Below are 14,015 nucleotides of genomic sequence, written 5' to 3'. Positions count from 1 at the left end.
GCCGATCTCCCCCCTTGCGGGGGAGATGTCCGGCAGGACAGAGGGGGGTGCTGTCCCGCCAGCCTATCAACGAATTGCTGCAACGCCTTCAGGCCGGTTCTGGGTTGCGAATGGGTTACGTCGAAAGTCGGCGATCCTTCCCACCCCCCTCTGTCCTGCCGGACATCTCCCCCGCAAGGGGGGAGATCGGCCGTCACAAAAGCCTTCGCCAGCCTTGCACACGTTTCGGCCTCCGCCCTCATCGCTTTACCTCCCACGTCGTCACGCGCTCGCCGGTGACCGGATCCTTGCCGTCCTTCAGTTGCACGCCTTGCGCCAAAAGCTCGTCGCGAATTCGGTCGGCCTGGGCCCAGTTCTTGGCGGCGATCAGTTCCAGGCGCCTGGCAATGGCCTTGGCGATGGCATCTTCATCAACCTTGGCCGGCGCAACGTCGAAGCCGAGGAACGATAGTGCCGCCTTCAGCGAAGCGGCGGCAGCGTTGCCGCCACCGGCAGCATTGGAATCCACAGCCTCGCCGGCCAGCTGCGTCAGCACCTGGAACGCAGGATAGGTTGCGAGATCGTCCGACAAGGCTTCCACCACTTCGGCCGGCAATTGCTTTGCCGCCCCCGGTGCCAGATCCGCCGCCCGCTTCCATTTGCGCAGCGTATTTTCCGCCTCTTCCAGCTTGCGCACGGAAAAGTCGATCGGCTCGCGATAATGCGTCATCAGCATCGCCAGCCTAAGCACCTCGCCTGGCCACTTGCGGCCGCCAAAGGTCTCCGTCTCGAGCAACTCGTTGATCGAGTAGAAGTTGCCCAGGCTCTTGGACATTTTCTGCCCCTCGACCTGCAGAAAGCCGTTGTGCATCCACACCTTGGCCATCACCTCGGTGCCATGGGCGCAGCGCGACTGTGCAATTTCATTCTCGTGGTGCGGGAAGATCAGGTCGAGCCCGCCGCCATGAATGTCGAAGACCTCGCCGAGATAGGCGGCCGACATCGCCGAGCACTCGATGTGCCAGCCCGGCCGGCCCCTGCCCCAAGGGCTGTCCCAGCCCGGCTCTTCCGGCGAGGACAGCTTCCACAGCACGAAATCGCCAGGGCTCTTCTTATGCGGATCGACGGCGACGCGAGCGCCGGCCTGCTGTTCGTCGAGATTGCGCTTCGACAATTGGCCGTAGTCCGGCATCGAGGCCGTGTCGAACAGAACTTCGCCTGCCGCAACATAGGCATGGCCGCGTTCGATCAAGCGTTGAATCAAGGAGATCATGTCGACTTTGCCATCTGCGCGCGGCTCGACGAATTCAGTGGCGCGCGGCTCGACCGTCGGCTCCAGACAGCCGAGCGTCGCCACATCCTTGTGGAACTGGTCGGCGGTCTTTTCGGTGACCCGCCGGATCGCCTCGTTCAGCGACAGCTTTCCCGAGGCAATCTCGGCGCCGAAATCGCGCAGTGCGCGGTCGTTGATCTTGTCGTCCACATCCGTGATGTTGCGCACATAGGTGACGTGCGCTTGCCCGTAGAGATGGCGCAGCAGACGAAACAGCACGTCGAAGACGATCACCGGCCGCGCGTTGCCGATGTGGGCAAAGTCGTAGACCGTCGGGCCGCAGACATACATGCGTACACTGCGCCGATCGATCGGGAAGAAATCCTCCCTGGTCCGCGTCAGCGTGTTGTAGAGGCGCAGGCCCTTCGATGCGTCAGACATTCGTGCTTCCCGGTGCGTTACTTTTTGGTTGGGGCCACTTGCGCCGAGACGCAAATCAGGCACCAGCCTGCTGGCCGGGGCGTTTGTCCACTCTAGAAGGAAGATAGGCGAAAACGTCCGGACCAGCGCGAAGCTAGCCAATAATGCAGATGCCACAAATGGCGAAAGACGTTCTCATGAGCGGCTTTATCGCCTCAGCCAGTGTTGCCGTCAAGTCGCAACTTTCGGCAAAAGAGTCGCTGGATCACAGGTAATGACGCGATGAAACATTTTATTAAACATCTCGGCACAGTCATGAAACATTCGCCAGCTAGATCACCAGATGTCACGATTTGGTCGGATTCGACCAGCAAAACGCGGACACGAAGACGTTACCAGGGAAGAGAAAAATGCCTCGAGCCAAGCAGGACTCCAGCAGCGCCAAACAACCGGCGCTCGCCAGCCAATACCGAGCGATCGGCCCGGCCGCGATCGTCGCCGCCCTCCTCCACACGGCGAAGAAGAAGAAGCCGATGCAGAAGATCACATCGCCGCGCGCTGCCTGATGTGACGTGCGGCCGGCGGTTCGCCAATAAATGGGAGCGCCGCAATGAAGGCGCTGAAGCGCCCCAGAAAATAGCAGCTACTGCTGAAACAAGCTCATCTGACTGTCGTCCGCGCCCGGCTTCCGGCGCCTGGCCTTCTCGGGCTCAGGCCCCACCATGCCCCTTTCCTGAATCTCCGGTCCGGTGTTGGCGACCTTGTTGACGAGGTCGGAAACCGGGACAGCCTCGAAGAAATCGAGCTGTGCCGGTCTGAGCAGGTCGGCCACGTCGCGCGGCTCGAGCGTGCGGCAATCCAGCCAGCGGGCGAAATCCTGCGGATCGATCACAACCGGCATGCGGTCGTGGATATGGGCAATGTCGGCATTGGCGTCGACGGTCAGGATGGCGCCGGTGTCCATCTCCGAACCGCCCGGCTCGGCATAGGTCTCGATCAGTCCGGCGAAGGCGACAAGCCCGCCATGCTTCGGCCGCACCCAGTAGGGCTGTCCCCTCTTGCCGCCTGATTGGCGCCATTCATAGAAGCCGGAAGCCGGCACTAAAGCGCGGCGATGGCGCATGGCGGCGCGAAACGAGGCCTTTTCCGCTGCTTCCTCCGAGCGCGCGTTGAACAGCAACGGAAACTCACGCGTGTCCTTCACCCAGGCCGGGATCAGCCCCCAGCGCACCAGCATCGGCTGCCGGTCTGGCAGGTTCGAGCCTGGCGCCCGCGGCAAGCCTGTAATTGCCATCAGCACCGGCTGCGTCGGTGCGATGTTGTAGCGGGGCGGGAAATCCTCCAGTTCTGGCAGACCGAGAAAAGCGGCGGCCCGGTCCGGCGTGGCGGTCAAGGCGAAGCGTCCGCACATAAGCTGAAACTCGTTGGATTGGTCGGGTGTGAAGGTGGCAATGGAACCGGCGTTGCGCAACCGCTAATGCTTCCTCTCGCCGACCGGTCCACAACCGGCTGCGGCAAATGGCGATCGGAGGACGAGATGCGCAAAATACTCCCGGCTGTATCGGTCGCCATTGTCCGCGGCGACACGGTGCTGCTGGTCAAGCGGGCGCGGCAGCCTTCGCAAGGATTTTACGCGTTTCCAGGCGGCAAGGTCGAGGCCGGCGAAACGCTGGAACAAGCCGCGCAGCGCGAATTGCTGGAGGAAACCGGGTTGCATGCGCACAACTACCGTCGCCTTCGGGAAATCCACATCGACGGCGACAGCGATGGGCATCCGGTCGACTATCTGCTGACGGTATTCGGCGCCACCTATGCCGGCGGCGGGCCCGTGGCCAGCGACGACGCCGAGACCGCCGCCTTCTATACACTCAGCGAAATGACGGCGCTGCCGCTTGCCGCTTCGGTGTTTGCCGTTGCCGACGAATTGCTCAGGAATACAGGAGCGTAACCTCCAAAATCGCCTTGCAGGCGACAAATTGTTTGGCCACATAGACTTATGATCCGCGCATCGCTTTTCCTTGCAGCTTGCCTCGCCGCCAGTACGGCAATCGGGGCGGGGCCGGCCATGGCCGCCGAGTCGCCGTTCGAGCCGGGGCTGATGCGGCTGGCGGAGGTGCTTGGGTCGCTGCATTTCCTACGCAATCTGTGCGGCGAGAAGGGCGACCAGTGGCGGGTCGAGATGGAGAAGCTGATTGCTTCGGAAAACCCCGACCCGGAGCGGCGCGCCCGCTTCATCGCCAGCTTCAACCGCGGCTACCGCTCCTTCGGCGGCACCTACACACAGTGCACCGCCTCGGCGACCGAGGCCATCAGCCGCTACATGAAGGAAGGCGAGACGCTGTCGCGCGACATCGCCTCGCGCTACGGCAACTGACCCTGGCTCCTCCTGCTGGTGTCCGGCCTGCTTGTGTTCGGTTGCGTCTTAGTGCAATCGTTGTGTTGCACATCTGCAACGGTGTTAACGAAACGTTACGGCGCGGATGTGGAATTAACTCAAACTGAAGGTTTTCATCCCGCTCGCCGGCCTAATCGGCTAAGTTTGAATCGGATCGAACGCAGGTTTGCAAAACGTGACGAACCCTTGTCGAAACGACCCCAGAAATGTCGTATTTACAAGTACTTACTTAACCTGCGTGTAAAAGGGACAGCCCAAGCCTGATCCGCATCCGCCGGATCGCCGCTTGAAAAGGGTGGACATCGCAATGGAACATGGCGTCAACGACATCGACGCGCTGGTCAGGGAAGAAAAGCGCCTGACTGCAGTGGAAAGCCACAGCGAGGCCTGGGCGGAAGGGCTTTCGGCCGGAATCGAGCCGGAAATCATCGCCGAGGCGGCCCTCGAAACCGCGTTCGGCGAGATGCTGCGCGCCAATGGCGAGACCTCGGCCCTTGCCCTGCTCGACCGCATGCGTGAAAAGGTGATAGCCGGGGCCTTCGAACCGGGACGGCTGCGGCACTGACTGGCATCAGGCTCTTCGATGACGGCGTGCCGCTTGGGCGTCATGCCCCGGGCACCTGGGCGGGCCTGGGCAGCTGGACGGAATCATGGAGAGGCAGGCGGTGAATTCTTCGACGTCAGGCCAGCCGCGTGGCTTGGCCCTCAGCATCCAGCTCGCCGCTTTTTGCGCCGCGTTTCCGCTGGCGCCTTGCCTCGCAATCAGCCCCGCCTATGCTTTGAGTGAAATCAAGCGCGAGGACCTGCCCTCGCCAGTCACGCCGCCCGCCGACGACGACATGTCGCCGCCCGGAACCGCGGTGCCGACGCCCGGCCCGCTCGGCGCGACGCCGCCTGCGGCCAGCCAACCGACGCCGCCCGACGAACGGGAACAGGTCGAACCGGGCGGGCCAACAAACGATGGTGGCATAGCCAATCCGCAAGTCGACCCGGATGAACCCTTGCCCGAGGTCGTCTACGATCTCGGCAAGCTGCCGGAGCCGGTCAGGCGCATGCACAATTTAATCATCGAGGCCTGCAAGAGCGGCGACATCGAAAAACTCCGGCCGCTGATCGGCCAGGGCGATGCGATGACCCAATTGTCGCTGAGCGAGATCGAAGGCGACCCGATCACCTTCCTGAAAGGGCTTTCGGGTGACGCGGAAGGCCAGGAAATCCTCGCCATCCTGGAAGAGGTGCTCAGTGCCGGCTATGTCCATGTCGATGTCGGCACGCCGCAGGAACTCTATGTCTGGCCATATTTCTTCGCGCTACCGCTGGACAAGCTCGACGCCAGGCAGCGGGTCGAGCTGTTCAAGATCGTCACCGCCGGCGACTATGACAGCATGAAGCAGTTCGGCGCCTATATCTTCTACCGCGTCGGCATCAACCCGGATGGACAGTGGACGTTCTTCGTCGCAGGGGATTGAGCTGCCGTTGTGGTAAACTCCACGCGCTGCCTCGACCTGCTATTCGTTGGCGCGATCGGCGGGGTCGTTGCGGAAGGAGAACGAACTTCAGCCAGTGGTCAAAAGGACGCCGTGACCGAATTTGTCGGCCAGATCCCGTATAAGCCGTTTTTCACGGGCCGTAAGACGCTTTTGATCGCTAAAACGCCAATTGCGCTCATACAGCGCAAATGCTTCTTCGGCGGGAATCGGACGCGCTACGTCACGATTCCAGGCGAGAGCCTGGAGCTCCGGAAACTCGGCGGGGACAATCATGGGCGCTATATCTGCGTTCATAACCCCAGCAACATAATGCGCGGTGCTTAAAAAATCCAACACCGTGGAAACGGCTACACCGCCGGCGCCTCGGAAAACTCCACGGCCCGACCCTGTCCTGGCGTGACTATCTCGCCTTCCCACATAACGCGCCGGCCGCGCACGAACGTGCCGACCGGCCAGCCGGTGACTTGCCTGCCGTCATAGGGTGTCCAGCCGGCCTTCGAGCCTGCCTGCGCATTGGTGATGGTCTCGCGGCGCTTCAGATCGACAATCGTGAAATCGGCGTCGTAGCCGGCGGCGATGCGACCTTTCCTGGCCATGCCGAAGATGCGCTGCGGGCCGTGGCTGGACAGGTCGACGAAACGCTGCAACGTCAGCCGGCCGGCATTGACGTGATCGAGCATGATCGGCACCAGCGTCTGCACGCCGGTCATGCCGGACGGCGAGGCCGGGTAGGGTTTTGCCTTCTCGGCCAGCGTGTGCGGAGCGTGGTCGGAACCCAGCACATCGACAATGCCTTGCGCAATGCCGTGCCAGATGCCGTCGCGGTGTCGCGATGCGCGCACCGGCGGGTTCATCTGGATCAGCGTGCCAAGCTGCGCATAATCGTCCGCGCTCAGCGTCAAGTGATGCGGCGTCGCCTCGCAGGTCGCGACGTCCTTGTGCTGTTCGAGGAAAACAATCTCCTCGGCGGTCGAGATGTGCAGCACGTGGATGCGGGCGCGAGCCTGGCGCGCGATGCGCACCAGGCGCTCGGTGCAGCGTAAGGCGGCGATCTCGTCGCGCCACACCGGATGCGAGGCTGGGTCGCCCTCGATGCGTTCGCCGAGCCGCTCGCGCAGCCGGAATTCGTCCTCGGAATGGAAGGCCGCACGGCGGCGCGTATTCCTCAGGATCGAGGCGACGCCCTCATCGTCCTCGACCAAAAGGTCACCGGTCGATGAGCCCATAAACACTTTTATGCCGGCAGCACCAGGCAGCCGCTCGAGGTCGCCGGCATCCCCGGCATTCTCGCGGGTGCCACCTACCCAGAAGGCAAAATCGCAATGCATGCGGCCAGTGGCACGCCGCACCTTGTCGGCAAGCGCTGCTTCGCTGGTGGTCAGCGGGTTGGTGTTGGGCATCTCGAAGACGGCGGTGACGCCGCCCAACACCGCTGCCCGCGAGCCTGTCTCCAGATCTTCCTTGTGCTCCAGCCCTGGCTCGCGGAAATGCACCTGGCTGTCGACGACGCCAGGCAGGATGTGCAGGCCGCGACAGTCGACCGTCTCGCCGGCGGAAGCTTGGCCGAGATCGCCGATAGCGGCGATGCGCCCGCCGTTGATGCCAATGTCGCGCCGGCCTTCGCCATCGTGGTTGACCACCGTGCCGCCTGTCAGGATGAGGTCGTAGGTCGTGGCCATGCTGATCCGGTCTCTTGCGGGGGGAGTGCCCGCGGCTTACGTAATGGCCGACCGTTTTGCAAGATCAGGTTCTTTTCCGCCCATGCCCTTTGCCCAGTTGAAAGACCGCGCGCTCGTTTCCGTGTCAGGCCCGGATGCCGAGAGTTTTTTGCAGAACATTCTGACCACCGACCTCGACGCACTGGCTGCCGGCGAAGCAAAGCCCGGCGCCTTGCTGACGCCGCAAGGCAAAATCCTGTTCGACTTCCTGATCTCCCGCGCTGGCGAGAATTTGTTCCGCCTCGAATGCCGATCCGATATATCAGACGATTTCATGCGCCGGCTGATGCTCTACAAATTGCGCGCCAAGGTCGAGATCGCCAAGGCAGATCAGGGGCTTGTCGCTGTTGCGTGGGGAGATGATTCAACCACTTCGCAATTTGATTCAACACCTTTCGCCGATGCACGGTTCCTCGACGCAGTCGCCAATCGCTTTTATGGCGCCACGGCGGCGGGCGGCGACCCGGCCGCATGGCAAGCTCTGCGCATCGCCCATGGGATTGCCGAAAGTGGCAGCGACTATCAGCTCGGCGACGCCTTCCCGCATGATGTGCTGCTCGATGAAACCGGCGGCGTCGGCTTCAGGAAGGGCTGCTATGTCGGCCAGGAGGTCGTTTCGCGGATGCAGCATCGCGGCACCGCCAGACGGCGGGTGCTGATCGTTTCGGCCGAACGGCCCCTGCCCGCTCCTGGCACAGAGTTGACAGTTGCAGGGCGACCGGTCGGCACGCTTGGGTCCACCGCCGGCACGGCGGGCCTGGCCATAGCCCGTATCGATCGCGTCAAGGCAGCGCTCGACGCCAGTCAGCCGATCATGGCGGATGACATCCCTGTGTCGCTCGCCATCCCGGCCTGGGCGACATTCATCTTCCCGCCGGAACCCGTCGGCGCGGAGGAGGCCTGATGGCGGCCGACCGTCCCGGCGCGCCGCCGCGCGCCTGGCAGCGCATGCTGTCGGGCCGGCGGCTCGATCTGCTCGACCCTTCGCCGCTCGACATCGAGATTTCGGACATCGCCCATGGGCTTGCCCGCGTCGCCCGCTGGAATGGCCAGACCATCGGCGATCACGCCTTTTCCGTCGCCCAGCATTCGCTGCTGGTCGAGGCGCTTTTCGGCGAGCTGGTGCCGGACGCCCCAGCTGATGCGCGGCTGGCGGCTTTGCTGCACGACGCGCCGGAATATGTCATCGGCGACATGATTTCACCGTTCAAATCGGTGATGGGCGGCAGCTACAAGGAGTGCGAGTTGAGGCTGCAGCGTGCCATCCACCTGCGCTTTTCGCTGCCGGTCGAACCGGTTGCGGGCACGCGCAAGGAGATCAAGCGCGCCGACCAGATCGCCGCCTATTTCGAGGCGACGCTGCTTGCCGGCTTTTCGACCGCCGAGGCGACCGAATTCTTCGGCCGGCCGCGCGGCTTCAATGCCGACCGCTTCGATTTCACCCCGCGTTCGGTGACCTGGGCGCAAAACGCGTTTCTCCAACGGTATGCGGCAATCGAGAAATCGCGGCGCCAAAACGCTGCAGCCGGCCGACTGAAAACACTAAATTGACCGGAGGGCATGAAAGTGCCGTGTTCGACCACGGTCTGCAGGACGCGTCCTGCCCAACATCGACACCGCGACACGGCCGCGATCGTGCGGGCACAGGGCGGACATAAATTGTAATCTAAAATAGAAAAATTAGCGCGTAGAGCACGCAGTCGAAAGGAACACAGTTACTAACGGGTGAAATACAAAAACCCTGGTTTTATTTCCAACTCTGTGAAAGGGATCTTTTCCTTCTCTCCAATAAAATTCGTTAGTTTCCTTAAGCGGGTTATCCTGAGAAAAATCCCATTCTGTGCGCGAATAGAAAATAACATCTGATATCACTACCCTAATATATAGCACCAAGACAGTCGACCAAACTATTAGGTAAATATATATCAACAAGCCCCCCTCATTTGCTCCCATGGGATGGCGCGAGCAGTAAGTCTACCGTCCCTGTCGGTCGAGCCGCTCCAGGAACCACTGCGTCAGCCGCACCCAGACCTCGTCTTTTTCGCCAGAATCCTCCCAGCCATGGTCGAGGTTGGGATTGTCGTTGACCTCTATGACGAAGACACCGTCCTTGGTTTCCTTGAGGTCGACGCCATAGAGGCCATCGCCGATGCAGCGCGCCGCCCTCACCGCCGTCTCGACGACATGGGCCGGCGCCTCCTTCAAGGTGAAGGTCTTGATGCCGCCCTGGTCGGGCTTGCCGTTGGCCTTGTGGTTGACGATCTGCCAGTGCTTCTTGGCCATCAGGTAGTGCACGGCAAACAGAGGCTGGCCGCCGAGCACGCCGACGCGCCAGTCATATTGGGTCGGAATGAATTTCTGCGCGATCAGGAGATCGGAATCCTCCAGCCATTCGGTGGCAAGCGACTTCAGCTCCTCAAACGTGGCGCATTTCTTGACGCCGCGTGAAAACGACGAGTCCGGGATTTTCAGCACCAGCGGAAAGCCCAGCGTCTGCGCCGCCACTTCAAGGTCCGAGATGCCGGCGATCATCACCGTCGGCGGCACCGGCACCTTGTTGTAGGTCATCAGTTCGTTGAGATAGACCTTGTTGGTGCAGCGGATCATCGACAGCGGATCATCGATGACCGGCATGCCTTCCTGCTGGGCGCGGCGCGCGAAGCGGTAGGTGTGATTGGAGATCGAAGTGGTCTCGCGGATGAACAGCGCGTCGTAGTTGGCGAGCTTGGCCAGATCCTTTTTGGTGATCGGCTCGATTTCGACGCCCATCTTCTCGGCGATCTTGGCCCAATAGCGTAGCGACGAGATCTCCGATGGCGGCAACTCCTCATGCGGATCGACCAGCGTGGCGAAGGTGTAGCGCGCCGGTGTGCGGCCCTTGGTGTCACGCCACTCGCGGCTGGTGTAGGTCTCAAGGCACTGAAGAAAGCGCTTTTCTTCCTCCTCGGTCATCCTGGCCAGCGGATGAAAGCCGATCTTGCGGATCGACGCCCATTCGGCGCTGTCCGTGATGTGGACTTCCAACGCCGGCGCTCGGAACCAGTCGAACAAAAGCTTGGCGAAGCGATCCCATATCTTCGACGAGCCGATGCCGAAAAAGATGCAGACTTTTTGCGGAAAGGCGCCGCCCAGATCCTTGCGGCATTTGTTGAGCGCGAGTTCCAGTTCCGGCAGCGCATGATCGTAGAGCTTGCGCTCGGACAGGTCGATCATCGTCTCGACCGTCGGAATGACCTTGTGACCGCGCGAACCGGCGAGCAGCGAGGCATAGTAGCCGCGGCTTTGGTAGCCGTAATTGTTCGACAGGTTGATGACTTTCGGCCGCTGGCCGCGAAACAGCGCCGGATGCGCAAGATAGTCGCGATTGGTGATGATCTTGTGCGGTGTCGCCACCTGGTCGAGATCGTTCTGCCGGCCGGTAAGGATGACCCAGGTCATTGTCTATCGCGCTTTCCGAGGATTATGGCGGCACGCAATCCATCGCGGCCGAATTGCGCCATGTTCATGAAGATGCCGTAAGGCACCGGAATGTTGGCGGCATCAAGGATGGCCTCCTGTCTCTCGTCTTCGACCCAGGGATCGTGGATCAGGATATGGTCGCCATCGTCGCCGATGGCCAGCACCCAGTGCGGAACCTTCTTGCCGAACATAAGGAAGCCGCTGATCAGGACCAACACCAGTTTTCCTTCTGCGATTGCGGTGCGGATATCGTCGATGGCGAATGGACGGTAATTCACCGGGATGCCGTAACGTTCCGCGCGCCGGCGAAAGTCGACCTGCGCCAGTTCCATCACCCGCCGCTTGTCTTGGCTGCGCACCGACTGCAGGAACAGCGCACCATGGAAGGAGACATATATCTCGGCAGAGAGCCCGCTTTCGTGGCCGGCAACGGCGAGGCCGAACGGCTCGCAGCCGCCCGGCCCCGACATCATGAAAACGGTGGTCGCCTCGCGCCACAAACGGATTTCCATAACCGGGTCGGGCACGAAGCCGGGATCGAAATTGGCCATCGCCATCATCAGGCAGCACGGGCCGCAAGTGAAATCGCAGGTCTGCTGGTAGAACGGCACCCTGGTGGCGACCGGAATGTCGCCGCGCAAGGTCTTTTCGTAGCGCAGCGCCGTGGCGCCGTCCTCGTAATAGCCCGGTTCGCGGCCAATCTTGCGGTAGCCGCTCTGCTCGTAAATGCGGATGGCTCGGCTGTTATCCTCGCGCACCTCGAGACGCAGCATCATGCGGTTGTGTTCGAAGGCGGCTTCCTCGGCCCGCTTCAACAGCATGCGGCCAATGCCGAGCCCGCCGAAAAGCGGAGCGGTGGCTATGGAATAGAGCCGTGCTACTCCGCTGCCCTTGCGAAACAGCACGACCGCATAGCCGGCGATGCGGCCTTCGTTTTCAGCGACCAGCATCTCGGCGGTCTCGCGTTCGATCAACTGACGAAAGGAACGACGGGAAATGCGGTCGCCAGAGAAAACAGCTTTTTCGATCGCCGCGAGGTCATCGACGTCGGACGCGCGGGCCGTGCGAATCTCGGCAGGCATGCGGGCTTGGAAAACCTCGATTGGATTGTGGAAAGGCTTTGTCAGAAGTGTCGACAACACAGCCGAAGCGCCAGCATCCGTCAAGCGCTATCGCACCTCGATTCGGGCTGAATTGTGACAGTTTCGGCGGCGCATGACCCCGATAATCGAAATCGATTTTCGGAAAGGACCATGCGCAAAAATTAAAGTGCTACAGCGTCCTTTGCGTGTCCAAAAGACGCGCGGCGCTGTAGACGCAACCTTTGAAAAACAGCGCAGCTCAGCTGGCCAGCCCGGCAACAAGCTGGCTGTAGGCGCTCTTGGCCACTGCAGTCAGCTGCGCGCGCGGCAGCGAGCCGACGACGGCGCAGCCATAGCCCTTGTCCAACCAGTAGATCGCCTCGGGGCCGTCTTCTCCCGATCCATAAGTGCCCTTGGTCTTCTCGGCCGATTCCGCAGTGACGAACAGCGAGATGCGCTCGCCCTTGGCGTCCTCATAAAGCAACATCGCGGCCTTGCTCTCGCCAGCGGGCAGCAGCCGACCGCCGACGAGCTGGAATCCTTGCGCCGCCAGATCCGGTGCGACCAGCTTCAGGCCGACCCTATTGGACAGCCAGGTCTGCAGATGATCCTTGTCGCTGGCCGGCACTTCCACCGCATGCCGCTGCTCGGCGGCATAGAGGACATGGGCTGCGATCGCCTGCTCGGCGAGTTGGTCCTCGGCCGGGTCTTCCAGACCGAGACGGTCGATGCCGGCGACATATCCGCCGACACCGCCAATGGCCAGCATCGCCGCTGCGGCAGCCGCCCGCCACCAGCGCGAGTTCGATGCCGCCGTCTTGACCGGCGCCTCGCCGAACACGATATTTTGCAACCGCGCCGGCACCGGCTCGTCGAGCACGCCGGCGAAGGCGGCACGCAGCGCTGCGCGGTCGGCGACATAGCGGAAGCTCCTCGCCTTCATTTCAGGATTGGCCTCGAGCCAGGCGTCATAGGCCACGCGCTCGTCAACCGGCAACTCGCCATCGAGGGCCATATGGATGTCGCGTTCGGAAAAGTCGCGCCGGGTCATTTCTCGACGATCCTTATCGCCCGGCGACGCGCGGCGTCATCCAGCAGCCCGCGCAACTCGTCACGCCCGCGCGCGATGCGCGACATCAGCGTGCCGGCCGGGACGCCGAGGATGTTGGCGGCCTCGGCATAGGAAAAGCCTTCGATGGCGACCATGACCAGTGCTGCGCGCCGATCGGGGCTGATCGCCTGCAATGCGTCGATGATCTCGCGCGAGGCGATGCTCTCCACCTGCTCAGCGGGTGCTGCCTGCGCCTCGCGCGCTTCCAGCGGCAGCATCGCTGCTTCGCCGCGCCGGTTCACCTTGCGCATCTGGTCGATGAACAAATGATGCATGATCGTAAACAGCCACCTCCTGGGGCTTTCTCCAGTCTGCCAATTGTCGAGCCGCACAAGCGCTCGTTCGAGACAGTCCTGAACGAGATCGTCGGCGGAATCGCGATCGCGCAGCAGCGAGCGCGCATAACGGCGCAGGCGTGGTATCTCGCCCAGGATTGCTGCCTTCTTTTCGTCCATGACCGCTGGTTCTGAGGTCGCCCTTGTTCATCCGATTGAACGCGCCTTCACGGTGCGGCGCAAGCGGCCAGCGCGAAGCGGTCCGCCGCCCGGCCACCCTAGCAACAAGATAACGCAGGGGCGGACCGGTTTATTCCCGGTGGGATTGCGAGGCAAAGCAGAGTCCTCCCATCGCGGGCGACGCGACAAAGGCCCCGATAACCCGCAGTGACATGTGCGGAAGGCGCTAGCGATCTCGAATCGAGCCGTCGAGGTCCTTCGCATCCCCTCCCTCCAGCGCTGCGGAATATCCCGCACCGTATTGGGACTCACAGTTGAACCGCCCGGACCGGGCTCGCCAACGTCAGTCTTCCCATGCCTCGTCGGTGAATGCCTTCATGTCGAAGTTGGGATCGGATGGCCCCAACGCGGCACACTTCTCCTGCAACACCGCAATCCTGTCACGCAAAGGCTTGCGGGCGTGGTTACGCTCAAGTTCATGCAAAAGTGCAATCCGCACTGCTTCTGTTTTGCTGGCGGCGTTGATCTCGCGTTGCAATTTTGTGGCCAGCGCATCCACTTCCTTGTCGCGAATATAGAGAGGCACTTTTGAATATCTCCTGCTGAACCTTCAACTATTCCATTTATTGGACA

Annotated in this window: 16 protein-coding genes; 7 read left to right on the top strand and 9 right to left on the bottom strand. The window is 62.0% G+C overall.

What is annotated here, in order from left to right:
* Positions 1-238 precede the first annotated feature (238 nt).
* Positions 239-1,693 carry a cysteine--tRNA ligase gene (cysS, locus tag AC0L16_RS07395; RefSeq protein WP_473619888.1) on the bottom strand — a complete coding sequence of 485 codons (1,455 nt, stop codon included), beginning with the start codon at positions 1,691-1,693 and terminating at the stop codon, positions 239-241.
* Positions 1,694-2,082: 389 nt separating this feature from the next.
* Between cysS and AC0L16_RS07390 the strand changes: the two genes are divergently transcribed.
* A complete protein-coding gene (locus tag AC0L16_RS07390) occupies positions 2,083-2,238 on the top strand; it encodes a hypothetical protein (protein WP_473619887.1) in 156 nt (51 codons plus the stop codon).
* Positions 2,239-2,315: 77 nt separating this feature from the next.
* On the opposite strand, the gene AC0L16_RS07385 is transcribed toward AC0L16_RS07390, so the two are convergent.
* Complete coding sequence (locus tag AC0L16_RS07385) at positions 2,316-3,083, bottom strand: SOS response-associated peptidase (RefSeq protein WP_473620025.1); 768 nt, start codon at positions 3,081-3,083, stop codon at positions 2,316-2,318.
* Positions 3,084-3,209: 126 nt separating this feature from the next.
* On the opposite strand from AC0L16_RS07385, the gene AC0L16_RS07380 reads away from it, so the two are divergent.
* The 4 genes from AC0L16_RS07380 (at position 3,210) to AC0L16_RS07365 (ending at position 5,536) form a co-directional block, all read left to right on the top strand.
* Complete coding sequence (locus tag AC0L16_RS07380) at positions 3,210-3,620, top strand: NUDIX hydrolase (RefSeq protein WP_473619886.1); 411 nt, start codon at positions 3,210-3,212, stop codon at positions 3,618-3,620.
* 48 nt (positions 3,621-3,668) lie between these two features.
* Positions 3,669-4,046 (top strand): TIGR02301 family protein, encoded by a 378-nt coding sequence (locus tag AC0L16_RS07375; protein WP_473619885.1) that lies wholly within the window; start codon positions 3,669-3,671, stop codon positions 4,044-4,046.
* Positions 4,047-4,374: 328 nt separating this feature from the next.
* Entirely contained in the window at positions 4,375-4,632 is a 258-nt protein-coding gene (locus AC0L16_RS07370) for a hypothetical protein (RefSeq protein ID WP_077381793.1), read from the top strand.
* Positions 4,633-4,732: 100 nt separating this feature from the next.
* A complete protein-coding gene (locus tag AC0L16_RS07365; protein WP_473619883.1) occupies positions 4,733-5,536 on the top strand; it encodes a hypothetical protein in 804 nt (267 codons plus the stop codon).
* Positions 5,537-5,623: 87 nt separating this feature from the next.
* On the opposite strand, the gene AC0L16_RS07360 is transcribed toward AC0L16_RS07365, so the two are convergent.
* Together AC0L16_RS07360 and AC0L16_RS07355 are read right to left on the bottom strand one after the other, a co-directional pair.
* Positions 5,624-5,830: a hypothetical protein gene (locus tag AC0L16_RS07360; RefSeq protein ID WP_473619882.1), complete on the bottom strand. Its 207-nt coding sequence runs from the start codon at positions 5,828-5,830 to the stop codon at positions 5,624-5,626.
* Positions 5,831-5,904: 74 nt separating this feature from the next.
* Positions 5,905-7,236 (bottom strand): dihydroorotase, encoded by a 1,332-nt coding sequence (locus tag AC0L16_RS07355; protein WP_473619881.1) that lies wholly within the window; start codon positions 7,234-7,236, stop codon positions 5,905-5,907.
* A gap of 82 nt (positions 7,237-7,318) precedes the next feature.
* Here AC0L16_RS07355 and ygfZ point away from each other — a divergent pair, with 82 nt between their 5' ends.
* Complete coding sequence (gene ygfZ, locus AC0L16_RS07350) at positions 7,319-8,179, top strand: CAF17-like 4Fe-4S cluster assembly/insertion protein YgfZ (RefSeq protein WP_473619880.1); 861 nt, start codon at positions 7,319-7,321, stop codon at positions 8,177-8,179.
* Entirely contained in the window at positions 8,179-8,826 is a 648-nt protein-coding gene (locus AC0L16_RS07345) for an HD domain-containing protein (protein WP_473619879.1), read from the top strand. The genes ygfZ and AC0L16_RS07345 overlap by 1 nt, the downstream gene beginning before the upstream one ends.
* A 423-nt stretch (positions 8,827-9,249) precedes the next feature.
* On the opposite strand, the gene AC0L16_RS07340 is transcribed toward AC0L16_RS07345, so the two are convergent.
* From AC0L16_RS07340 to AC0L16_RS07320, 5 genes are all read right to left on the bottom strand, one after another.
* A complete protein-coding gene (locus AC0L16_RS07340; protein ID WP_473619878.1) occupies positions 9,250-10,713 on the bottom strand; it encodes a RimK family protein in 1,464 nt (487 codons plus the stop codon).
* A complete protein-coding gene (locus AC0L16_RS07335) occupies positions 10,710-11,816 on the bottom strand; it encodes a peptidase C39 family protein (RefSeq protein WP_473619876.1) in 1,107 nt (368 codons plus the stop codon). The genes AC0L16_RS07340 and AC0L16_RS07335 overlap by 4 nt, the downstream gene beginning before the upstream one ends.
* Before the next feature lie 259 nt (positions 11,817-12,075).
* The gene (locus AC0L16_RS07330; protein ID WP_473619875.1) at positions 12,076-12,867 is read right to left on the bottom strand and encodes an anti-sigma factor family protein; all 792 of its coding nucleotides are present in this window, start codon (positions 12,865-12,867) and stop codon (positions 12,076-12,078) included.
* Complete coding sequence (locus AC0L16_RS07325; RefSeq protein ID WP_027152718.1) at positions 12,864-13,382, bottom strand: sigma-70 family RNA polymerase sigma factor; 519 nt, start codon at positions 13,380-13,382, stop codon at positions 12,864-12,866. The genes AC0L16_RS07330 and AC0L16_RS07325 overlap by 4 nt, the downstream gene beginning before the upstream one ends.
* 343 nt (positions 13,383-13,725) lie before the next feature.
* Positions 13,726-13,968: a type II toxin-antitoxin system VapB family antitoxin gene (locus AC0L16_RS07320; RefSeq protein WP_473619874.1), complete on the bottom strand. Its 243-nt coding sequence runs from the start codon at positions 13,966-13,968 to the stop codon at positions 13,726-13,728.
* Positions 13,969-14,015: the final 47 nt, after the last annotated feature.

The organism is Mesorhizobium sp. WSM4848, assembly GCF_055811375.1.
This window is presented reverse-complemented; position numbering and strand designations above follow the sequence as displayed.